Annotated in this window: 23 protein-coding genes; 18 read left to right on the top strand and 5 right to left on the bottom strand. The window is 67.2% G+C overall.

The window, feature by feature from the left end:
• The first annotated feature begins 10 nt into the window (after window positions 1-10).
• From ATE59_RS16940 to ATE59_RS16965, 6 genes are all read left to right on the top strand, one after another.
• Window positions 11-778: an alpha/beta fold hydrolase gene (locus ATE59_RS16940; protein WP_058813424.1), complete on the top strand. Its 768-nt coding sequence runs from the start codon at window positions 11-13 to the stop codon at window positions 776-778.
• Window positions 779-787: 9 nt separating this feature from the next.
• Window positions 788-1,225: an acyl-CoA thioesterase gene (locus ATE59_RS16945; protein ID WP_058813425.1), complete on the top strand. Its 438-nt coding sequence runs from the start codon at window positions 788-790 to the stop codon at window positions 1,223-1,225.
• A 9-nt stretch (window positions 1,226-1,234) separates the two neighbouring features.
• On the top strand, window positions 1,235-1,672 hold the full coding sequence (locus ATE59_RS16950; protein ID WP_003047492.1) for a VOC family protein: 438 nt from the start codon (window positions 1,235-1,237) through the stop codon (window positions 1,670-1,672).
• A 74-nt stretch (window positions 1,673-1,746) separates the two neighbouring features.
• Window positions 1,747-2,475 (top strand): hydroxyacylglutathione hydrolase, encoded by a 729-nt coding sequence (gene gloB, locus ATE59_RS16955; RefSeq protein WP_058813426.1) that lies wholly within the window; start codon window positions 1,747-1,749, stop codon window positions 2,473-2,475.
• A gap of 61 nt (window positions 2,476-2,536) precedes the next feature.
• Complete coding sequence (locus ATE59_RS16960; protein WP_058813427.1) at window positions 2,537-2,986, top strand: hypothetical protein; 450 nt, start codon at window positions 2,537-2,539, stop codon at window positions 2,984-2,986.
• 370 nt (window positions 2,987-3,356) lie between these two features.
• Window positions 3,357-3,743 (top strand): hypothetical protein, encoded by a 387-nt coding sequence (locus ATE59_RS16965; protein WP_058813428.1) that lies wholly within the window; start codon window positions 3,357-3,359, stop codon window positions 3,741-3,743.
• Window positions 3,744-3,773: 30 nt separating this feature from the next.
• On the opposite strand, the gene ATE59_RS16970 is transcribed toward ATE59_RS16965, so the two are convergent.
• Genes ATE59_RS16970 through pgsA form a run of 3 tightly spaced genes read right to left on the bottom strand, consistent with a single transcriptional unit; the run spans window position 3,774 to window position 5,046 of the window.
• Window positions 3,774-4,214 carry a molybdenum cofactor biosynthesis protein MoaE gene (locus ATE59_RS16970; protein ID WP_058813429.1) on the bottom strand — a complete coding sequence of 147 codons (441 nt, stop codon included), beginning with the start codon at window positions 4,212-4,214 and terminating at the stop codon, window positions 3,774-3,776.
• Window positions 4,211-4,468, bottom strand: coding sequence for a MoaD/ThiS family protein (locus ATE59_RS16975; RefSeq protein WP_197409200.1), 258 nt, complete (start codon window positions 4,466-4,468; stop codon window positions 4,211-4,213). The genes ATE59_RS16970 and ATE59_RS16975 overlap by 4 nt, the downstream gene beginning before the upstream one ends.
• A 5-nt stretch (window positions 4,469-4,473) precedes the next feature.
• Window positions 4,474-5,046 (bottom strand): CDP-diacylglycerol--glycerol-3-phosphate 3-phosphatidyltransferase, encoded by a 573-nt coding sequence (pgsA, locus tag ATE59_RS16980; protein ID WP_058813430.1) that lies wholly within the window; start codon window positions 5,044-5,046, stop codon window positions 4,474-4,476.
• 135 nt (window positions 5,047-5,181) lie between these two features.
• On the opposite strand from pgsA, the gene ATE59_RS16985 reads away from it, so the two are divergent.
• Window positions 5,182-6,477 (top strand): MFS transporter, encoded by a 1,296-nt coding sequence (locus ATE59_RS16985; RefSeq protein ID WP_058813431.1) that lies wholly within the window; start codon window positions 5,182-5,184, stop codon window positions 6,475-6,477.
• A gap of 27 nt (window positions 6,478-6,504) precedes the next feature.
• Here the strand turns inward: ATE59_RS16985 and ATE59_RS16990 are convergent, their stop codons facing one another.
• Window positions 6,505-7,059 carry a septal ring lytic transglycosylase RlpA family protein gene (locus tag ATE59_RS16990; RefSeq protein ID WP_058813432.1) on the bottom strand — a complete coding sequence of 185 codons (555 nt, stop codon included), beginning with the start codon at window positions 7,057-7,059 and terminating at the stop codon, window positions 6,505-6,507.
• Window positions 7,060-7,062: 3 nt separating this feature from the next.
• Complete coding sequence (gene serB / locus ATE59_RS16995; RefSeq protein ID WP_058813433.1) at window positions 7,063-7,947, bottom strand: phosphoserine phosphatase SerB; 885 nt, start codon at window positions 7,945-7,947, stop codon at window positions 7,063-7,065.
• Here serB and miaA point away from each other — a divergent pair.
• The 11 genes from miaA (at window position 7,946) to ATE59_RS17050 (ending at window position 21,166) form a co-directional block, all read left to right on the top strand.
• On the top strand, window positions 7,946-8,905 hold the full coding sequence (miaA, locus tag ATE59_RS17000; RefSeq protein ID WP_058813434.1) for a tRNA (adenosine(37)-N6)-dimethylallyltransferase MiaA: 960 nt from the start codon (window positions 7,946-7,948) through the stop codon (window positions 8,903-8,905). The two genes, serB and miaA, sit on opposite strands and share 2 nt — an antisense overlap.
• Before the next feature lie 96 nt (window positions 8,906-9,001).
• On the top strand, window positions 9,002-10,756 hold the full coding sequence (gene ilvB, locus ATE59_RS17005; RefSeq protein ID WP_058813435.1) for a biosynthetic-type acetolactate synthase large subunit: 1,755 nt from the start codon (window positions 9,002-9,004) through the stop codon (window positions 10,754-10,756).
• 211 nt (window positions 10,757-10,967) lie between these two features.
• A complete protein-coding gene (gene ilvN / locus ATE59_RS17010) occupies window positions 10,968-11,483 on the top strand; it encodes an acetolactate synthase small subunit (RefSeq protein WP_058813436.1) in 516 nt (171 codons plus the stop codon).
• Between the two features lie 135 nt (window positions 11,484-11,618).
• Complete coding sequence (gene ilvC, locus ATE59_RS17015) at window positions 11,619-12,653, top strand: ketol-acid reductoisomerase (RefSeq protein WP_058813437.1); 1,035 nt, start codon at window positions 11,619-11,621, stop codon at window positions 12,651-12,653.
• 139 nt (window positions 12,654-12,792) lie between these two features.
• The gene (locus ATE59_RS17020) at window positions 12,793-13,929 is read left to right on the top strand and encodes an 8-amino-7-oxononanoate synthase (RefSeq protein ID WP_058813438.1); all 1,137 of its coding nucleotides are present in this window, start codon (window positions 12,793-12,795) and stop codon (window positions 13,927-13,929) included.
• On the top strand, window positions 13,926-14,534 hold the full coding sequence (bioD, locus tag ATE59_RS17025) for a dethiobiotin synthase (protein WP_058813439.1): 609 nt from the start codon (window positions 13,926-13,928) through the stop codon (window positions 14,532-14,534). Before ATE59_RS17020 ends, bioD begins: the two co-directional genes overlap by 4 nt.
• A 103-nt stretch (window positions 14,535-14,637) precedes the next feature.
• Window positions 14,638-15,897 carry an adenosylmethionine--8-amino-7-oxononanoate transaminase gene (locus ATE59_RS17030; protein ID WP_058813440.1) on the top strand — a complete coding sequence of 420 codons (1,260 nt, stop codon included), beginning with the start codon at window positions 14,638-14,640 and terminating at the stop codon, window positions 15,895-15,897.
• Window positions 15,898-15,964: 67 nt separating this feature from the next.
• Window positions 15,965-16,381, top strand: coding sequence for a hypothetical protein (locus tag ATE59_RS17035; RefSeq protein WP_058813441.1), 417 nt, complete (start codon window positions 15,965-15,967; stop codon window positions 16,379-16,381).
• Window positions 16,382-16,479: 98 nt separating this feature from the next.
• Window positions 16,480-19,935 (top strand): CHAT domain-containing protein, encoded by a 3,456-nt coding sequence (locus ATE59_RS17040; protein WP_058813442.1) that lies wholly within the window; start codon window positions 16,480-16,482, stop codon window positions 19,933-19,935.
• A 91-nt stretch (window positions 19,936-20,026) separates the two neighbouring features.
• Window positions 20,027-20,668, top strand: coding sequence for a YceI family protein (locus tag ATE59_RS17045; protein WP_058813443.1), 642 nt, complete (start codon window positions 20,027-20,029; stop codon window positions 20,666-20,668).
• Window positions 20,669-20,749: 81 nt separating this feature from the next.
• Window positions 20,750-21,166 carry a hypothetical protein gene (locus tag ATE59_RS17050; RefSeq protein ID WP_058813444.1) on the top strand — a complete coding sequence of 139 codons (417 nt, stop codon included), beginning with the start codon at window positions 20,750-20,752 and terminating at the stop codon, window positions 21,164-21,166.
• Window positions 21,167-21,203 lie beyond the last annotated feature (37 nt).

The raw sequence follows: 21,203 nt of genomic DNA on the forward strand, positions 1-21,203 counted from the left end.
GCGCGTTCGCGTGACCGAAACGGCGACACCCGATTATCTCGACCGTCCCGGCCGCCCGCGGCTTGCCTACCGCCATGCCAGTGGCGCAGGGCCGACGATCATATTCCTGCCCGGTTATATGTCCGACATGGCCGGGGGCAAGGCGACCGCGCTGTTCGACTGGGCGGCGGCCGAGGGGCAGGCCTGCCTGCTGCTCGATTATGCGGGCTGCGGCCTGTCCGACGGACTGTTTGCCGACCAGACGCTGCTCGACTGGCGCGGCGACGTGCTCGACCTGATCGGCGCAAAGGTCGAGGGGCCGGTGATCCTTGTCGGATCGTCGATGGGCGGCTGGCTGATGCTGCTTGCGGCGCGCGAGCTGGTCGCGCGCGACGGGCCGGCGCGGGTCGCGGGACTGGTCGGCATCGCGGCGGCGCCCGACTTCACCCGCTGGGGTTTCTCGCCGGAGGAAAAGGCGATCATCCTTGCCGAAGGCGCGCTGATCGAAGAAACGCCCTATGGCGATCAGCCCTATGTGACCACGCGCGCCTTCTTCCAGTCGGGAGAGGCGAATCTGCTGCTCGACAGCGAAATCCCCCTCGCCTGCCCCGTGCGGCTGCTCCACGGGCAGGAAGACGGCGACGTGCCGCCCGACATCAGCCTGCGCCTTTCCGCCGCGCTTGCCAGCGACGATGTGCAGGTGACGCTGGTCAAGGGCGGCGACCACCGCCTGTCGCGCGATGGCGACATCGCCCTGTTGATCGATACCGTCGCGCGCCTCGCGACCCATCCGGACTGAAGGACAATCATGGCCCGCAGCGACTATAAATTCCATGTGCGCAAGCGCGTCCGCTATGCCGAGATCGACGCGCAGCGGGTGGTGTTCAACAGCCGCTACCTTGAATATTTCGACATCGGCATCACCGAATATTGGCGCGCGGCGGGTGTATATGATCGCTGGCCCGGCCACGACAGCCCCGAATTCCACGTTGCGCGCGCCGAGATCGACTATCGTGCGCCCATCCTGCTCGACGAGGAAATCGACATCTGCGTGCGCGCGGCGCGCGTTGGGCGCAGTTCGATGGTCTTTCATTTCGAACTGCACGGCGCGGGCGTGGACGATCTGCGCGCGACGGGCGTTCTGGTGAACGTCCATGTCGCCGAAGCGCAGGGCGCGCCGAGCCCGGTTCCCGATGAATTCGTAAATCTGTTCGAAGCGTTTGAAGGTCGCCCGCTTCGTGCCTAATATGGGGGCATGACCAAATATCTCCACACGATGATCCGCGTTTCGGATCCCGACGCCACCATCGACTTCTTCAAGCTGATCGGCCTTGAGGAAGTCCGCCGCTTCGACAGCGAAGCGGGCCGGTTCACGCTGATCTTTCTGGCCCCGCCGGGACAGGCCGGCGTTGCCGAGGTCGAACTGACCTATAATTGGCCGCCCGAGGATGGCAGCGCCCCCGAAAGCTATTCGGGCGGGCGCAACTTCGGGCATCTCGCCTATCGCGTCGACAATATCTACGAAACCTGCCAGCGCCTGATGGACGCCGGCGTAACGATCAACCGCCCGCCGCGCGACGGCCATATGGCCTTCGTGCGATCACCCGACGGCATTTCGGTCGAGCTGTTGCAGGACGGCCATCTGGAGCCTGCCGAACCCTGGGCCTCGATGCCCAACACGGGAAGCTGGTAGATCGTGCAACCAAGGCGGCGCGCGCGCGTGTCCGTCTTGGAAGGCATGAGGCCGGCGAGACATAGGAGAAGAGCGTGAGCGCGCTGGAAATCGTCCGCATCCCCGTCCTCAGCGACAATTATGTCTGGCTGGTCCACGATCCGGCAAGCTTCGAAACGATGGTCGTCGACCCCGCCGTGGCGGAGCCGGTGCTGGCCGAGGCGAACGCGCGCGGCTGGCCGATCACCGCGATCTGGAACACCCACTGGCACCCCGACCATACGGGCGGCAACGCCGACATCAAGGCAAAGACCGGGTGCGAGATCATCGCGCCGGCGGCCGAGCGCGAGCGCATACCGACTGCCGACCGCCTCGTCGCCGATGGCGACCGGGTCATGCTCGGCGCGCATGTCGCCGATGTCTGGGCGGTCCCCGCACACACCGCCGGGCATATCGCCTATCATTTTGCCGGGGACGGCGTGATCTTCGTCGGCGACACATTGTTCGCGATGGGATGCGGGCGCCTGTTCGAAGGCACCGCCGACCAGATGTTCGCGAACATGCAGCGCCTCGCGACCCTCGACGATATGACGCGCGTCTATTGCGCGCACGAATATACGCTGTCGAACGCGCGCTTCGCGGTGACGGTCGATCCCGACAACCGCGCGCTGGCCGAGCGCCTGAGCGCGGTCGAAACGGCGCGCGCGCAAGGCATAGCCACGGTGCCGACGACGATCGGCGACGAGCGCGCGACGAATCCCTTTCTTCGCGCGCCCAGCGCGGCCGAACTCGGCCGCATCCGTGCCCTGAAGGATGCGGCCTGAGGTGCGCCGCTTCAGCGCCCGTTCAGCGTCCGCCCGCCAAACAACGCCCGTCAGGACAACTATGATGACCATGCCCCGCTTTGCCCTTTGCACCGCCCTGATCGGCGCCGCCGCCTCGCTTGCCGGCTGTGCGCCGTCGGGAAGCGGCGCCCCCGGCGCCGCAGCGCTGACGCCCAAGCAGGCGGCGACGCTTGACAAGCAGCTCGCGGGCAAGACGCCCGGCACCCCGGTCAAATGCCTGCCCAATTACCGGACGTCGGACACCATTCGCGTGTCGGACGACATCCTGCTCTATCGATCGGGGCGCAATCTGGTTTACCGCAACACACTGAAGGGCAGTTGCCCCGGCCTCGCGCGCGACAGCGATATCATGGTCGTGCGCCAGTTCGGATCGTCGACCTGCGAAGGCGACTTCTTTTACCTGGTTGATCGCAGCAGCGGCATTCGCGGTCCGACATGCGTCTTTGGCGAATTCGTCCCCTATCGCAAACCGGCGGGGGACGGCGGCTGAACCAAAGGTTCGGTCACAGGCGGGGTTCCGGTTTGCGCCGAGCTTTTCGGGTCGCACCCCCGCCTGTATCCCGACGGCGTGCGCTGGAAGAAAGGCAATAGCCGGGAAGCGAAAGACGGTTTTGAGGTGGGAAGCGCGCGTTGCCGCCTTTCTCAACCGCTTACCCTGAGCTTGTCGAGGGGGCCTGGATGACGCACGAGCTACAGTCCGGCGTCGATAATGCGCTCCCCGGCGAAGGCCTGGCCCCAGAGCGTCGAACGCCGCCGTTGGCGGTGTAAAGAGCTGGACCACGACCTTCGCCAGATCTGGATCGAAATGACCGGAAACGACCGATTGCGGACCTCTGGATATTGAGTAAAGCTCAGGTCCTGTGACAGACTTTTGGCCTTTGGAACTGGCAGCTCTTGAGGCGATCGGGACAGAGTCTGCCGAATGGGCAGCGATTGTCGATAAGCTTTCCAAGCGCGGTAAGGTGCGTTCACGGGACAACACAGGTGGCGGGATCTTCGTGGAGATAGAGCCTGGGCCCGGTGGTACTGAGATTGTCCGGAAACGTCAGGCCTCTCAGAAAGATGTGTGGCTCAGCGTCGAGCGGCTGGATCACGGCCTCGGGATTATCCTTCATCTGAAGGGTGATGGCATAGCACTCCTGGAGGGGTATGCGGTCGGTCTCGAGGACACATTGAAGATCGATTTTGAGCGCGCCCGCTTCGAAGTCACTAACAAGCCCGGACCGCTAGCAACGAACGACAGCTAACCACCCCACACCGGCCCTTCCGCCCGCTCCCTAATCCCAGCCCTCCGCGCGCTCCTGATCGCCCGCGCGCGGTTCGACCCAGCGGGCGGCGCCATCAGCCAGCGTCTCGCGCTTCCACAGCATGACGTCGGTCTTCAGCCGGTCGATCAGAAAGGTGCAGGCGGCGAGCGCTTCGGCGCGGTGCGGGCTGCTGGCGAGGACGAGCACGATCGTCTCGCCCGGCGCCATCGCGCCAACGCGGTGGATCAGCGTCAGCGCCGGCAGCCGCCAGCGGTCGGCGGCGGCATGCGCCAAGTCGGCGAGGCCGCGCTCGGTCATTTGGGGGTGATGTTCCAGGAACAATTGGGTCACGCCGTCGTCGCCGCGCACCCGGCCGACGAAGCTCGCGGTCGCGCCGTGCCCGCCCGCGTCGTGGCGGTCGGTCTCGGTCGCAAAGTCGATTGCCGCGTCCTGGACGACGACGCGGATCATCCGCCCGTCACCGGCGGGAACAGCGCGACGTCGCGGGCGCCGGCGAGCGCCGCGTCATTGCCCATCATCTGGCCGTCGATCGCGACGCGAATCCGCGCTGGCTCGGCAAAGGCCCGGGCGCCGCGGTCGTCGCGCGCGGCGAGCCATGCGATCAGGTCGGACGCGGTCGCGACGCTGGCGGGCGGTTCGACCTGCTCCTCGCCGCATCCCATGCGTTCGCGCACCCAGGCGAAATAGGCGAGCTGCAGCGCCACCGGCGTCAATCCATATGCTTCAGGCCGACGCGCAGATAATCCCAGCCGGTGATCATCGTCAGCACCGCCGCGCCCCACAGGGTCGCCAGGCCGACGCTGCGGACCCATTCCATCGCGGGCAAAGCGCCCGCCAGGATCAGCGCGCCGAACGAGACAAGCTGAAAGGTCGTCTTCCATTTTGCGAGCCGCGTGACCGGCATCGACACCTGCAAGGTCGCGAGGAATTCGCGCAGCCCCGACACGATGATCTCGCGCAGCAGGATGACGAGCGCGGCGATGACGTGAACGCCGGTGATGTCGCGCGTGAAGACGAGCAGCAGGATTACCGCCGCGATCATGATCTTGTCGGCGATGGGATCGAGGAAGGCGCCGAGCCGCGACACGGTGCCGCGCGCGCGCGCGACATAGCCGTCGAAATAATCGGTGATGCCCATCAGGCAATAGAGGACGAAGGCCAGCGCATAATAGAGCGGCGCCGGCTGGTGCGTTCCCTCGCGCGCGCCCGGCCACAGCAGCGCCAGCAGGATCGGAACCGTCAGGATGCGCGAAAGCGTCAAGATGTTCGGTAGGCTGAGCATGACCCCTGATCGCGCGAAAGTTCCAAAATGGGCTTTGACCGTCCAAGCCCTAACCGATAAGCCCCCCGTGCGACAACCGAATTGCCCCTTTGGCGCGGCCGGGTCGCTATGTCGGACTGCAATGATGGAATTTCAATGACCGGATCCTTTGCGCTTTTGAAGCAACGCCGGTTCCTTCCCCTGTTCGTCACGCAATTGCTCGGCGCGTTCAACGACAATCTGTTCAAGAATGCGATGGTGCTGTTCGTCGTCTACGGCGTCTTCAACGACGAAGCGTCCGAAACGCTGTTCAGCGCGGTCGCAACGGGGCTGTTCATCCTGCCTTTCTTCCTCCTGTCGGCGCTCGCCGGGCAGCTTGCCGACACGCGCGACAAGGCGATGATCATCCGCATCGTCAAATTCTGCGAAATCCTCATCATGGCCGTCGGCGGCGCCGGGCTAGTCCTCGCATGGATGGGCTGGGCGGTGCATCTGGTCGCCATCCCGCTGATGATGCTGGCGCTGTTTTCGATGGGCATCCACTCGACCTTCTTCGGCCCGATCAAATATGCGATCCTGCCGCAGCATCTGGAAAGCGACGAGGTGCTGGGCGGCACCGGGCTGGTCGAGGCCGGAACCTATATCGCGATCCTCGCGGGGACGATCCTCGCCGGCATCATCGACGTCGAATGGGCGGCGCTCGGCGTCGTGCTCGTTGCCTTCATCGGCTATTGGACCGGGCGCAAGGTGCCGCCGGCGCCGCCGCAGCACGAGGAGACGGGGATCGACTGGCACATCGTCCGCTCGTCGATCGCGCTGGTGCGCGGCACGATGCACATCAAGCGGCTCTATCTCGCGATCCTGTCGATCAGCTTCTTCTGGACGATCGGCGCGGTGCTGTTCATCCAGTTCCCGCCGCTGGTGAAGAATATCCTCCACGCCGACAAGAGCGTCGCGAGCCTGTTCCTCGCGGTCTTCTCGATCGGCATCGCGATCGGCTCGGTCGCGGTCAACCGGTTGCTCAAGGGCGAGGTGTCGGCGCGCTACAGCCCGGCGAGCGTCGTCGTGATGGGCGCGTTCGTCGTCGCCTTCTATTTCGTCTGCCGCAACTGGGAACAGGATCCCGCGGGCACGCTCTATGGCATCGGCGGCTTTCTGAATCACGCCGACGTCATCCCGCTGCTCGCCAGCCTGATGGGCATCGCGATCAGCGGCGGCATGTTCGTCGTGCCGCTCTATGCCTTCCTCACCACCACCGTGCCCAAGGACCAGACCGCACGCACCGTCGCGGCGAACAATATCGTCAATTCGGGCGCGATGGTCGCGGGCTCGCTGCTCGCCATCGGGCTCGGCTTCGCGGGCGTCGGCGTCGTCGATCAATTGTTGATGAGCGCGGTCATGTGCCTGATCTCGGCGTGGCTCGCGGTCAAGCTCCACCGCGCCTGCGACTGACGCCGCCGCCCGCCGTCCTCTTCCGCCTCAGCGTTCCCCCGCCGCCAGCCGCGCGCGCAGCGCCGCCAGCTCGCGCGGCGGCAGGGGCGCCAGCATCGCCGCGGGCTTGCCCTTGCGCAGCCGGGCGCGATCCTTGTCGGACGGTTCGACGCGCCGCACGCGCACCGGCACCACGCCTTGGCGGTGCGCGCCGAGCGCTTCGGCGGCGCCTTTCGACAGGTCGATGATGCGCCCGCCGCCGGCGAACGGCCCGCGATCGTTGACGCGCACGACGATCCGCCGCCCGCTGTCGAGCGCCGTCACCTCGACATAGGTCGGCAGCGGCAGCGTGGTATGCGCGGCGGTGATCCAGCCGGGACGGAATTTCTCGCCATTCGCGGTGCGGTTGCCCGATTCGCTGCCGTACCAGCTCGCATAGCCGACGGCATCATAGGCAGGCGCGGCGGCGGGGACATAGGTCGTTCCGCGCACCGCATAGGGCTTGCCGATCCGCACCGGCGTATCCGCAACCGGGCGATATTGGCCGCCCGCGCAGGCGGACAGCGCCAGCATGGCAAGCCCAGCCCCCGCCGCGCGCAGCATCGCCTATCCCATCACCCACTGGCGCCGCGCATAGCCCTGCGCCCACAAGAGCGCAGTCAGGTCGTGGTGGCGGATCGCCGCATCGGCGGCCGCAGCGGCGGCGGGATGCGGGTGATAACCGATCCCGAGCCCCGCCGAGGTGATCATCGGAATATCGTTCGCGCCGTCGCCGACCGCCAGCGTGTCGGCCAGAGCCAGCCCGCGCGCCGCGGCCTCGGCGCGCAGCGTTTCGAGCTTGGCCGAGCTGTCGACGATCGGTTCGGTAACCTTGCCGGTCAGCTTGCCGCCGGCGATCTCCAGCTCGTTCGCAACCACCTTGTCGAAACCGATCGCTTCGGCGACCGGCGCGGCAAAGGGCAGGAAACCGCCCGACACCAGCACCGACCAGGCGCCATGCGCCTTCATCGTCTGGACCAGCGTGCGCGCGCCGCGGGTCAGTCTGACCCGCTCCGCCCGGCATTCGGCGATCGTCGCCTCGGCCATGCCGCCGAGCAGCCCGACGCGCTCGATCAGCGCGGCGCGGAAATCGAGCTCGCCGCGCATCGCGCGCTCGGTGATCGCGGCGATCTGCGGCTTGATCCCGGCATAGTCGGCCAGTTCGTCGATGCATTCGACGGTGATCATCGTCGAATCCATGTCGGCGATGATCAGCTTCTTGGCGCGGTCGCCCAGCGGCTGGACGACGACGTCGAGCGCGCCATGATCCATTTTCGCCAGTTCGGCGCGCGCGCTGACCAGGCTGCCCTGAAAGAAGATGTCCGCGGCGTCGCCTTCGTCGATCCAGTGCGGCGCGCCTACCTCATGCTCCGTCGCATCGAGGCGGTCGATCGCTTCGCGCACCACCTCGCCCGTCAGCTTCCCGGCTGCTATCAGCGTTGCAACGAACATGGCATCTCCTTCTTCTTCCTTCACGCACCGTCCACCGGTCGCGCTTATCGCTGGCCCCACCGCCAGCGGCAAGAGCGCATTGGCGGTCGCCCTCGCCCAGGCGCTCGGCGACGCTGAGGTCGTCAACGCCGACGCGAGTCAGGTTTATGCGGACATCCCCCTCCTTTCGGCACGGCCGGACGCGGCGGAGATGGCCGGCATCCCGCATCGCCTCTTCGGTCATGTCGATGGCGGGTCCGCCCACAATGCGGCGCGTTGGGCCGAAGAAGCGCGCCGCACCCTGTCCCACGCGCACGCCGCGGGGAAGGTTCCCATCCTCGTCGGCGGCACCGGCCTCTATCTGCGCACGCTGCTCGACGGCATCGCCCCGGTGCCCGAAATCGACCCGGAGATTCGCGAAGCGGTGCGCGCCCTACCCGTCGCCGACGCTTATGCCGCGCTCGCCGAAGCCGATCCCGCCGCTGCCGCCCGGCTCAATCCGGCCGACACGACCCGCATCGCGCGCGCGCTCGAGGTGGTGCGCGCGACCGGCCGGCCGCTCGCCGCGTGGCAACAGGACCGCAGCGGCGGCATCGCCGGGGACATCGCGCTGGTGCCGCTCATCCTGTTGCCGCCGCGCGACTGGCTGCGCGAGCGCTGCGACACCCGCCTTGTGCGCATGTTCGACGGCGGCGCGATCGAAGAGGTGAGCGCGCTGCTCGCGCGCCGGCTCGACCCCGATCTCCCCGTCATGCGCGCGATCGGCGTGCCGCAGGTTGCGGCGCATGTCCGCGGCGAAAGCAGCCGCGAGGCGGCGCTCGAGGCGGCGCAGGCGGCGACGCGCCAATATGCGAAGCGGCAATATACCTGGTTCCGCCACCAGCCCCCCGCCGGATGGCTACGCCACGAAGAGTCATTATCCGTCGATTCAATCAATCAAATCGCAATATTATTACGTGATAGACTGTTGACAGGATAGAATCATATACCTATTGCCCGCTGCCTGCTGCGGCGCAACAAGGCCGCCGACAGGCTGCGCCCAGCATCGGGCCGCACGAAGAAAGGAGCGCGTGTCGTGAAGGAAATGAGTGGTGCCGACATGGTGGTTCAGGCGCTGGTCGACCTCGGGGTCGATACGGTGTTCGGCTATCCAGGCGGCGCGGTGCTTCCGATCTACGACGCCCTCTTCAACCATCCCTCGATCAAGCATGTCCTCGTTCGCCACGAACAGGCCGCGACCCATGCGGCAGAGGGCTATGCGCGCTCGACCGGCAAGCCCGGCGTCGTGCTCGTCACCTCGGGGCCGGGCGCGACCAACGCCGTCACCGGCATCACCGACGCGCTGCTCGATTCGATCCCGATGGTCGTGCTGACGGGTCAGGTGCCGACGACGCTGATCGGCACCGACGCCTTTCAGGAATGCGACACGGTGGGCATCACGCGCCACTGCACCAAGCATAATTATCTGGTCATGGACCCCGACCGGCTGGGCGCCGTGATTCACGAGGCCTTCTACATCGCGACGCACGGCCGCCCCGGCCCCGTCGTCATCGACATTCCGAAGAATGTTCAGGTCGCAACGGGCAGCTACAGCGTGCCCGAAAAGATTGAGCATCAAAGCTATCGTCCGCAGGTCGAACCCGATGCCGGCGCCATCGCGCAGGCGATCGACATGATCGCGGCGGCCGAACGCCCGATCTTCTATACCGGCGGCGGCGTCATCAACGCTGGCCCCGACGCCAGCGCGGCGCTGCGCCAGCTCGTCAGCCTGACCGGCGCACCGATCACCTCGACCCTGATGGGGCTGGGCGCCTTCCCGTCGGACGATCCCAAATGGCTCGGCATGCTCGGCATGCACGGCACCTATGAATCGAACATGGCGATGAACCGCGCCGACCTCATCATCGCAGTCGGCGCGCGCTTCGACGATCGCGTCACCGGCCGCCTCGACGCCTTCGCGCCCGAGGCGAAGAAGATCCACATCGACATCGACCGCAGCTCGATCAACAAGATCGTCCCGGTCGACATCGCGGTCGTCGGCGATGCCGGCCGCGCGCTCGATGCGCTCATCGCCGCCTGGGCCGACAAGGGTCACAAGGCGCGCGATCTTGGCGAATGGTGGCGCCGCATCGACGGGTGGCGCGCGACGCGCTGCCTCGACTTTCCCGAAAAGAAGGACGCGGGCGCCGAAATCATGCCGCAGCGTGCGGTCAAGGCGCTGTTCGACGCGACCCGCGGCCGCGATCCGATCATCACCACCGAAGTCGGCCAGCACCAGATGTGGGCGGCGCAGCATTTCGGCTTTGCCGCGCCCAACCGCTGGCTCACCTCGGGCGGGCTCGGCACGATGGGCTACGGATTCCCCGCCGCGGTGGGCGCACAGATCGCGCACCCGAACCGTTTGGTCGTCTGCATCGCGGGTGAAGCCTCGCTCCAGATGAACATTCAGGAAATGGGTACGGTCAGCCAGTACCGCCTGCCGGTGAAAATCTTCATCCTCAACAATGAATGGATGGGGATGGTCCGCCAGTGGCAGGAACTGACCTACGAAAGCCGTTATTCGAACAGCTATTCGGACAGCCTGCCCGATTTCGTGAAACTGGCCGCGGCCTATGGCTGGACGGGCCTGCGCATCGACACGCTCGGCGAGCTTGAGGACGGCATCCGGCAGATGATCGAAACGCCGGGTCCGGTGATCGTCGACTGCCGCGTCGCCAAGCTCGCGAATTGCTTCCCGATGATCCCGTCGGGCGCGGCGCACACCGACATGATCCTCCAGCCGAGCGACGTCACCGGCACGATGGACGACGAAGCGAAAGCGCTGGTGTGACGCGGCATAGCGAACAAATCTTCTCCCCCCTTGCGGGGGAGAAAAGACTTGGCTTGGCGGCTTGCCGCCTAGCAAGTCTTAGAGAGGGGGTGCGGCCCGCCGGGCCGCGCGCGCGCATGGCGCGCAGTCCCCTCACCCAGCTTCGACTAGGCAGCAAGCTGCCAAGTCTTCACATCCCTCTCCCGCAAGGGGAGAGGGGAAGGTTTGCACAATGAAAATCACCACCGAAACGGGCGAGCGCCATGTCCTCGCCGTCACCGTCGATAACGAGGCGGGCATCCTGGCCAAGATCACCGGGCTGTTCTCGGCGCGCGGCTATAATATCGAAAGCCTGACCGTCGCCGACATCAGCGCCGATCATGCGCTGTCGCGGATCACCATCGTCACCTCGGGCCCGCCCGCGGTGATCGACCAGATCATCGCGCAGCTCGACCGGCTGGTGCCGGTGCATCAGGTCACCGACCTCACCGATCAGGGCGCGCATGTCGAACGCGAGATCGCGCTGGTGAAGGTCGCCGGCACCGGCGAAAAGCGCATCGAGGCGCTGCGCCTTGCCGACGTCTTCCGTGCCAAGGTCGTCGATACGACGCTGTCGAGCTTCATCTTCGAAATCACCGGCAACAGCGACAAGGTCGACCGCTTCATCGCGCTGATGCGCGAATGCGGTCTGGTCGAGGTCGGCCGCACCGGCATCGTCGCCATCGCCCGCGGGCCGGAGGCGCTCTAGAGTTCAAGCGTTGGGTTTCAACTATCGTCACCCCGGACTTGATCCGGGGTCCATTCAGAACTTCGCCGGAAACGGAGCGCCGAATGGATGCCGGATCAAGTCCGGCATGACGAACGAAAATAAGGGAAGAAGAAAATGCAGGTTTACTACGATCGCGACGCCGACCAGGATCTGATCAAGAACAAGAAGGTCGCCATCCTGGGCTATGGCAGCCAGGGTCACGCCCATGCGCAGAACCTGCGCGACAGCGGCGTCAAGGATGTCGCGATCGCGCTGCGCCCCGGCTCGGCGACCGCGAAGAAGGCCGAAGGCGCCGGCTTCCGCGTCCTGTCGAACAAGGAAGCCGCCGCCTGGGCCGACGTCATCATGATCGCGGCGCCCGACGAGCATCAGGCAAGGATTTATTACGACGATCTCGCCGACAATCTGAAGCCCGGTGCCGCGCTCGCCTTCGCGCACGGCCTCAACATCCACTTCGGCCTCATCGAGGCGCGCCCCGATATCGACGTCTTCATGGTCGCGCCCAAGGGCCCCGGCCACACGGTGCGCAGCGAATATCAGAAGGGCGGCGGCGTTCCCTGCCTGATCGCGGTTGCGCAGGAAGCATCGGGCAACAGCGGCAACGGCCACGCCAAGGCGCTCGCCCTCAGCTATGCTTCCGCCGTCGGCGGCGGTCGCAGCGGCATCATCGAAACGACCTTCAAGGAAGAGTGCGAAACCGATCTTTTCGGCGAACAGGCGGTGCTCTGCGGCGGCATCACCCATCTGATCCAGGCGGGTTTCGAAACGCTGGTCGAGGCGGGCTATGCCCCCGAAATGGCCTATTTCGAATGTCTCCACGAAACCAAGCTGATCGTCGACCTGCTCTATGAAGGCGGCATCGCGAATATGCGCTATTCGATCTCGAACACCGCCGAATATGGCGACATCAAGACGGGTCCGCGCATCATCACCGACGAGACCAAGGCCGAAATGAAGCGCGTCCTCGCCGACATCACCTCGGGCCGCTTCGTCAAGGATTTCGTCCTCGACAACCAGGCCGGCCAGCCCGAACTCAAGGCCAGCCGCAAGGCCGCTGCAGCGCATCCGATCGAACAGACCGGCGCCCAGCTGCGCGCGATGATGCCGTGGATCGCCAAGAACAAGCTGGTCGACAAGGCAAAGAATTAAGCCACCTTGCTCCCTCCTCATGCCGTTCGTGCTGAGGAGGGACTGAGCACCGGCGAAGGCCCGTCTCGAAGCACCGCACGCCTTCGGTCCTTCGAGACGCCCCTTCGACAAGCTCAGGGGCTCCTCAGGACAAACGGAATTGGATAGCCCAATTTTCGCCGCCCACCGCGCCGATCTTGCCGCGCTCGCCGCCGACGGCCGCCGCCGCGCGCTCGCGCCGCGCGCCGGGATCGATTTCGCCTCGAACGACTATCTCGCGCTAGCGGGTTCCTACGCGCTCGCCGAAGCGCTGGCGCAGGGCGCCGCGCGCGGCATTCCGGCGGGCTCGGGCGGCTCGCGGCTGCTGCGCGGCAACCATGCCGAGCATGAAGCGCTCGAGGCGCATGCGGCGCGCCACTATGGCACCGAGGCGGCGCTCTTCTTCCCCACCGGCTTCGCGGCCAACACCGCGCTGTTCGCGACGCTGCCGCAGCGCGGCGACCTGATCGTCCACGACGCGCTGATCCATGCGAGCGCGCACGACGGGATGAAACTTGGCCGCGCCGAGCGCACAGCGGCTGCGCATAACGACCCGCAAGCCTTTGAAGATGCGATCCTCCGCTGGCGCGCAGGCGGCGGCACCGGCACGCCATGGATCGCGGTCGAAAGCCTCTATTCGATGGACGGCGACAGGGCTCCGCTCGCCGACCTCGCCGCTATCGCCGACCGCCACGACGCGGTGCTGATCGTCGACGAGGCGCATGCGACGGGCGTCTATGGCCCGGCAGGACAGGGGCTTGCCCACGCGCTCGCGCCGCGCGGCAATCTGATCACGCTCCACACCTGCGGCAAGGCGCTGGGCTGCGAAGGCGCGTTGCTCTGCGGCCCCGCGATCGTCCGCGACTTCCTCGTCAACCGCGGCCGTCCCTTCATCTTCTCGACCGCGCCCTCGCCGCTCATGGCGTGGCTCGTCCGCCAGGCGCTCGAAATCGTCGCCGAACAGCCCGAGCGCGCGGCGCGGCTGGCGGGGCTCGTCCGCCATGCCGAAAAGCGGCTCGCGGCGCTCGGCATCGCGCCGAGCGGCAGCCAGATCATCCCCGTCGTCATCGGCGACAACGCCCGCACGATGCGGATCGCCGCCATGCTGCAGGCCGAGGGTTTCGACATCCGCGGCATCCGCCCGCCGACGGTGCCGCAAGGCACCGCGCGGCTGCGCATCGCGATCACCCTCAACGTCTCGACCCGCGACATCGACGCGATGGTCGATGCGCTGTCGGCGGCGATGGCGGCGGCATGACCCGCTTCGTCGTCACCGGCACCGATACCGGCATCGGCAAGACCGTCTTTTCGGCGGCGCTCGCGGGCGCGCTCGGCCTGCCCTATTGGAAGCCGATCCAGTCGGGGCTTGAAGAGGAAACCGACAGCGAAGCCGTCGCGCGCCTCGCCGGCGTTCGCGTCCATCCCGAAACCTGGCGTCTCGTCACCCCCGCCTCGCCGCACCTTGCCGCCGAGATCGACGGCGTGACCATCGACGCCGATGCGCTCGTCCCGCCGCCGGGCGACCTGTTGATCGAGGGCGCGGGCGGCGCGCTCGTCCCCGTCACCCGCACGCTGCTTTACGCCGACCTTTTCGCGCGCTGGCAGATACCGGTGATCGTCTGCGCGCGCACCGCGCTCGGCACGATCAACCACAGCCTGCTGACGATCGAAGCGCTGAAGGCCCGCAATGTCCCCATCCACGGCATCGCCTTCGTCGGCGAGGCCGCCCGCGACAGCGAAGCGATCATCGCGGCCCTATCGGGCGCTAAGCGCCTCGGCCGCCTCCCTCACCTCGACGCGCTGACCCCCGAGGGGGTCGCAGCGGCTTTCGCGGCCAATTTCGACCTGACGGACTTCCAATAGACATTCGTCATCCCGGCGAAGGCCGGGATCCCGACTTCGAATTGTGACGCACCGACGAGATCCCGGCCTTCGCCGGGATGACGATATACTGTAGGGCGGCCCCATGAACCTCGACCATCGATCCCCCGTCTGGCACCCCTTCACCCAGCACGGCCTCGGCGAGCCGATCCCGCTGATCGACCGCGCCCGCGGCGCGCGCCTCTATGACAGCGACGGCAACAGCTGGATCGACGCGATCTCGAGCTGGTGGGTGACGACGCACGGCCATGCGCACCCGCAAATCATGGCTGCGATCCGGGCCCAGACCGAAAAGCTCGACCAGCTCATCTTCGCGGGCTGGACGCACGAGCCCGCCGAAAGCCTCGCCGCCGAACTGATCCGCATCACCCCCGCCCCGCTCACCCGCGTCTTCTTTTCGGACTCGGGCTCGACCAGCGTCGAGGTCGCGCTCAAGATGGCGCTCGGCTACTGGTTCAACATCGGCGAGCCGCGCAGCCGCATCCTCGTGCTCGACCACAGCTATCATGGCGACACCATCGGCACGATGTCGGTCGGCGAGCGCGGCGTCTACAACCGCGCGTGGCAACCTTTGCTGTTCGACGTCGACTCCATCCCCTTCCCCCATGACGGCAAGGAGCAGGTCACGCTCGACGCACTCGAAGCCGCTTGCCTGCAAAAACCCGCCGCCTTCATCGTCGAACCGCTGATCCTCGGCGCCGGCGGCATGCTGATCTATCCCGCATGGGTGCTCGCCGAGATGCGCGCCATCTGCGCCGCGCACGGCGTGCTCTTCATCGCCGACGAGGTGATGACCGGCTGGGGCCGCACCGGCACGCGCTTCGCCTGCGACCAGGCGGGGGTGATCCCCGACATCGTCTGCCTGTCGAAAGGCCTCACCGGCGGTGCGATGCCGCTCGCGGTGACGCTGTGCAGCGAAGCGATATTCCAGGCGCATTATTCGCCCGACCGCGCAAAGACCTTCTATCATTCGTCGAGCTACACGGCGAACCCCATCGCCTGCGCCGCCGCCAACGCCAATCTCGCTATCTGGCGCGACGAACCGGTGCAGCAGCGCATCGACGCGCTCGCCGATGCCCAGGCCGCGCATCTCGCGATGCTGGCCACCGATCCGCGCATCGCCAATCCGCGCCGCCTCGGCACCATCGCCGCGCTCGATCTCGTGGTTGCCGATGCGGGCTATCTTTCGGCGCTCGCTCCCCGCCTCACCGCCTTCTACCGCGATCGCGGCGTGCTGCTGCGCCCGCTCGGCAACAGCGTCTATGTCATGCCGCCCTATTGCACCGGCGCCGACGAACTCGCTGAAATATGGGCCGCCATCGCCGCGTCGCTCGACATCGCCTGAGCCCGGTTCGGCTGGCGTTCATCTTCGCGCGCCTATTGCGGATACGGGGATGGTCAGAGGGAACGCCATGTCGATTTCAACCGCCGCCCCGTCGCTGCTGCTTGCCGCCGCCATGCTGCTGGCCCCGCTACCCGCCGCCGCGCAGGACGATAGCCTCGTACAGCACAGCGAACCGCCCGAACGCATCTCCTTTCTCGTCACCTATGGCGACGACCATTGTCCGGTCGCCGAGGGTGAGGAGATCGTCGTCTGCGCCCAGCGCCCCGAATCGGACCGCTACCGCGTGCCGAAGGAGTTGCGCGGAAAGGATGACGACACGTCCGTCGGCGGCAGCGCGTGGGGCGCCCGCGTCGAGGATTATGACAATATCGCCCGCCTGACGCGCCCCGACAGTTGCTCGGTCATCGGCTCTTACGGCTTTACCGGCTGCACCGCGGCGATGCTGCGCCAATGGTTTGCGGAGCGCCGCGCCTCGGGGCAATAGCGCCCGACTCCCGATTTGCGCCGCGCCGCGATTTTGCCTAACCCCTTGGCTTCCGGCTTCGCCGCCTTGCCGGCGCGGCCGTTCGCGGGGGGCGGAATATGCGGCGGATGCGGGCGATGCTGGCGGGGATATGGGCGGCGTTCTGGCTCGTCGCCGCGCTTCCGGCCGCGGCGCAGATCGCCCCCGACCTGTCACCCGCGACCGCCGAAAAGGTCGCCGAGAATGACCGCAAGGAACTGGCGGCCGATCTTTCCGACCGCGCCGCCATCTCCGAACGCACGCTCAAGCTGATCGCCGCTGACCGCGGCGAAAACAGCGCCCCCTATCTCGCCAAGCTGCTCGTCCACGCGAACAATCTCAGCTGGGCGCACCGGGCACCCGAATCGCGGCAGGCGCTCGTGCGCGCGGTCGAAATCGCCACCCGGCTCTACGGAGCGGGCACCTATGCGACCGCCGATGTCGAACGCCAATATGCGCTCGCGCTGCGCATCAACGGCTACCGCGAAGAGGCGATCGAGCCCTTCTCCCATTATGTCCATGCGCTGACCGAGGAGGCCTATGGCTGCGGTCGCCGCGTCCCCGGCATGGTGATGGGCTGCGCGCGCGACGATACCGACCTTGGCGATACGCTGCTCGAATATGGACAGATGCTCAACGACGTCGGGCGCGGCGGCGAAGCCGTCGCCGCTTTCGATGCCGTCATCGCGCGTTTCGAACCGCGCTGGGCGGGGTGCGAGGGCCCGGCATGGGGCACGCGCTGCGACCAGGCGCGCGACAAGCGCGCCGACATGCTGTCGAGCTACGCCGCGCTGCTCGCCCTCGTCGGTCGCGCCGACGACGCAGGGGCGCTGCGCAAACGGCTGTTCGACGACAGCCTCGCCGCGATCGACGCCTGCACCGGCGACGATTGCGAAGGCCCCGATTTCCGTCTCGTCCGCCGCTATTATGACTATCGCGCCGCGCTTGCGGGCGCGAACCGCCCCGACGACGCACTCGCCCTCGACGAACGCATCCTCGCGATCCTGGTCGCCAGCCCGCATTATACGAAGGGCAAGGCGGGCAGCGGCGAATATTTCGACAAGGATATGGTCAATGATGTGACCGGCATTGCCGAAGCCTATGCCAAGGCGGCGGTCGCCGCGGGCAAGGCCGACCGCGCCCGCGACCAGCTCGCCCGCTACGGTTTCGGCGCGCTCGTCGGCACCCAGCTCGCCGGGATCGATTTCGACGCCGAGCAAAAGGCGATCGAGGCTGAGAGGCGCACCCTGTCGAGCTATGGCGACGAGGCCGAACGCATCGCCAACAGCCGCCGCAAGGTGGCGCTGTTCGCCGGTCATTATGGCAAGGACAGCGACGAATATGCCAAGGCGCTGCGCGATCTGGCCTGGGATCTCGACGACCTGCCCGCCAATGATGCCGAAGCCGAAGCCGTTTATCGCGAGGCGCTGGCCGTCGAACGCAAGGCGTTCGGCGCGGGCGACTTCCGTACCCTTCATGCGCTCGACAATCTGACCACCTTCCTCAAGAAGCGCGACCGCAGCGCCGCCGCGATCGCCGTGCTGGCCGATGTGCTGGGCGATCCCGCCAACGACCATGTCGCCCTCTATCTGGACCCCGACCGGCGCTCGGCGCGGCGCGGCAGCTTCGGCGATCCCGACGACACGCTCAACGCGCTCAAGGCCGATCTTTCCGAACTACTGCTGCGCGCCGGCGGCGACCCGGCGCTGGCGCTGGCCGCCGGGCGCCATGCCGCGCTGGGCATGACCAGTTTCCGCGACGCGCTCGGCTTCGACCGTTTCGACGAAATGAAGCTCGACTGGGTGACCGCCGATCCCTGGGCATGGCTCGGCGAACGGCGCTACGCCGACTATTTCCTGCTTTATGCCGACGCTCTGTGGGCAAAGGGCGCGCACGACGGCGCCGCCGCCGAACAGGCATTTGCGGCGCTGCAGGATGCGATGGCGGGCACGACCAGCCGCGCCGTCGCGCGCGCCGCCGCCGAACGCGCCGCGGCCCGCGCCTCGGTTTCGCCGCTCGTCGAAGAACGGCGCCAGATCGACACGGCGATCGCGGCACTCAACACGAAGCTCGAAACGCTCCCCGACGACCCGGCCGAACGCCAGCGTCAATTTTCGGCACTGCAATCCGAAATCGCACGCAAGGACGATCGCCGGGCGCAGGTCGACGCTGCGATCGCCGCGGCGACCCCCGATTATTTCGCGCTGATCCGGCCGCGTCCGCTCGGCATGGCAGAGGCGCAGGCGCTGCTCGCGCCCGACGAAGCCTTCGTCATGCTCGTGCCGTCCGAATTTGGCACCCATGTCCTGCTCGTCACCCATGACAAGCTGCGCTGGAACCGCGCCGACATGCCCGCGGCAGAGGTCAACGCACATGTTCGCCGCCTGCTGTGGGACGTCGGCGCCAGCATCGACGTGACGCCCGAAGAGGATGCAAAATGGTCGGCCGAGGGCGAAGGCGATTTCCCCTTCGATCGCGGCACCGCCTGGCTGCTCTACGACCGGCTGCTCGCGCCCTTCGCCGCCGACCTTGCCGGCAAGCGCCATCTCTTCACCGCCGCGACGGGGTCGCTTTCCTCGCTGCCGCTCGGCATCCTCGTCACCGAAAAGCCGACCGGCGCCGATGGCGATCCCGCGGTGCTGCGCGCAACCAAATGGCTCGCCGACGGCCCCGCGCTGCTTCAGCTTCCTTCGCTCCAGTCGCTGCAATTGCTGCGCGCGGTCGCGGCGCGCGGAGATGGCCAGGCGGGCACGCGCATGGTCGGCTTCGGCGATCCGGTGCTCGAGGGTCAGGCGGCCGCGCGCGGCATCGCCGGCGCCCGCGCGCGCGGCACGCGGAGCAGCGGACTGCCCGTCACCGCCGGGCTGCAACCCGCGATCGGCGATGCGCCGCCGCTCGCCGATCCCGCGGCGCTGCGCCGCCTCGCCCGGCTGCCGGGGACCGAGGCCGAATTGAAGGCGATGCAGGCGCTGCTCGGCGCCGATGCCGCGCGCCTCTATCTCGCCGGCACCGCGACCGAAACCAATCTCAAGCGCAGCGATCTAGACCATCTCTCGGTGCTGTTCCTCGCGACCCACGGGCTGATCGCGGGCGAGGTGAAGGGGCTTGCCGAACCCGGGCTCGTCTTCACCCCGCCCGCCACCGCGACGCCGCTCGACGACGGACTGCTCACCGCTTCCGAAGTCGCGGGGCTGCACCTCGGCGCGCGCTGGGTCGTGCTGTCGGCGTGCAACACCGCCTCGGGCGACGGCAGCGAAGGGGCGCCGGGGCTGTCGGGGCTGGCGCGCGCCTTCTTCTTCGCGGGCGCCGAAAGCCTGCTCGCCTCGCACTGGCCGGTGCGCGACGACGTCGCCTCGGTGCTCACCGTGCGCTTGTTCGAACTGATGCAGCAGAACCCCGGCCTCTCGCGCGCCGAGGCGTTGCAGCGCGCAATGCGCGATATCCGCAACGATCCGCGCGCCGACGATTTCCTCAAAAGCTGGTCGCACCCCAGCGCCTGGGCGCCCTTCTCGCTGATCGGGGACGGGATCGACTGAGCGGACGAAACGCTGCGTTTCCGGGCGGCGCGATTGACGGCGGCGCGCGCCCTCGCCTAGCATCCGTCTTCCCAACAGGAGGCTTCCGCTCATGCGCCGTATCGCATCGCTCACCACGCTTTTCGCTCTCGCCATCGTTGCCGTTCCCGTCGTCGTCGCGCAAGCGCCCAGCGCCCCCGGCGCGCCCGACAAGAGCCGCGTCACCGCCGGCACCTATGCCGCCGATCCGGCGCACACGATGGTCGTGTGGCGCGTCGATCACCTCGGCTTCAGCAACTATACCGGCATCTTCGGCGACGTGACCGGCACCCTCGTGCTCGATCCCGCCAACCCCGCCGCCGCAAAGGTCGACGTCACCATCCCGGTATCGAAGGTCACAACCGCCAGCGCCGGCCTGACCGCGCATCTGCTGCGCGCGGGCAAGGACGGCGGCAAGCCCGACTTCTTCGGTCCCGCCCCTGCCGACGCCCGCTTCGTCTCGACCGCGGTCGTCCTCGACGACGACGGGACCGAGGCAAAGGTCACCGGCAACCTTACGCTCAATGGCGTTACCCGCCCCGTCACCCTCGACGTCGAATTTCACGGCGCGGGCATGGGGATGACCAAGAAGGAAACCGTCGGTTTCGAAGCCGAAACGACGATCAAGCGCAGCGACTTCGCCGTCCTCTACGGCATCCCCTTCGTCAGCGACGAGGTGAAGCTCGACATCCACGCCGCCTTCGAAAAACAGTGACGCGTCAATCTGTCACACAGCGCCGCTAGCCAGGGGGCAGGGTCCGGTTGGGGCCCCGCCCTTTTCGCAGGAGTCGGCACGATGAGCGAACTGGTACGCGAAATAGTCGAGGTGGCCGCCATGGTCGGCGGCGATGCGGACGATCCGCTGCTGATTGTCGAGGCCGACGGCCTCGCCCCCACCGCCGGATGGACGCATGTCCGGCTCGAACCCCATGTCTACATCACCCCGCCCGACGACGGGGTGCAGGACTTCGACCTTGTCGGCGATCGCCCGGCGGGCAGCGCCGCCGATGCCCTCGCCCCGGTCGAGGCGGGCTGGGAAGGCCCGCTCGCCGACTGGCTGATCGGCGTGCGCATCCACGCCGCCGACAATATGGTCGAGGAGGAAGTCATCGAATTCGACGATGATTTCGACGACGAAGACGATGCCGACGACGACGACGACTACGCCCGCGATCCCGCCGAAGGCCACGTGCGCGACAACGAAGACGCCTGAGGGGGGCAACGCCCTCCCCCACCCCTAACCCCACTCC

Source organism: Sphingopyxis sp. A083, from assembly GCF_001468495.1.
In the GTDB taxonomy this organism is placed as follows: domain Bacteria; phylum Pseudomonadota; class Alphaproteobacteria; order Sphingomonadales; family Sphingomonadaceae; genus Sphingopyxis; species Sphingopyxis terrae.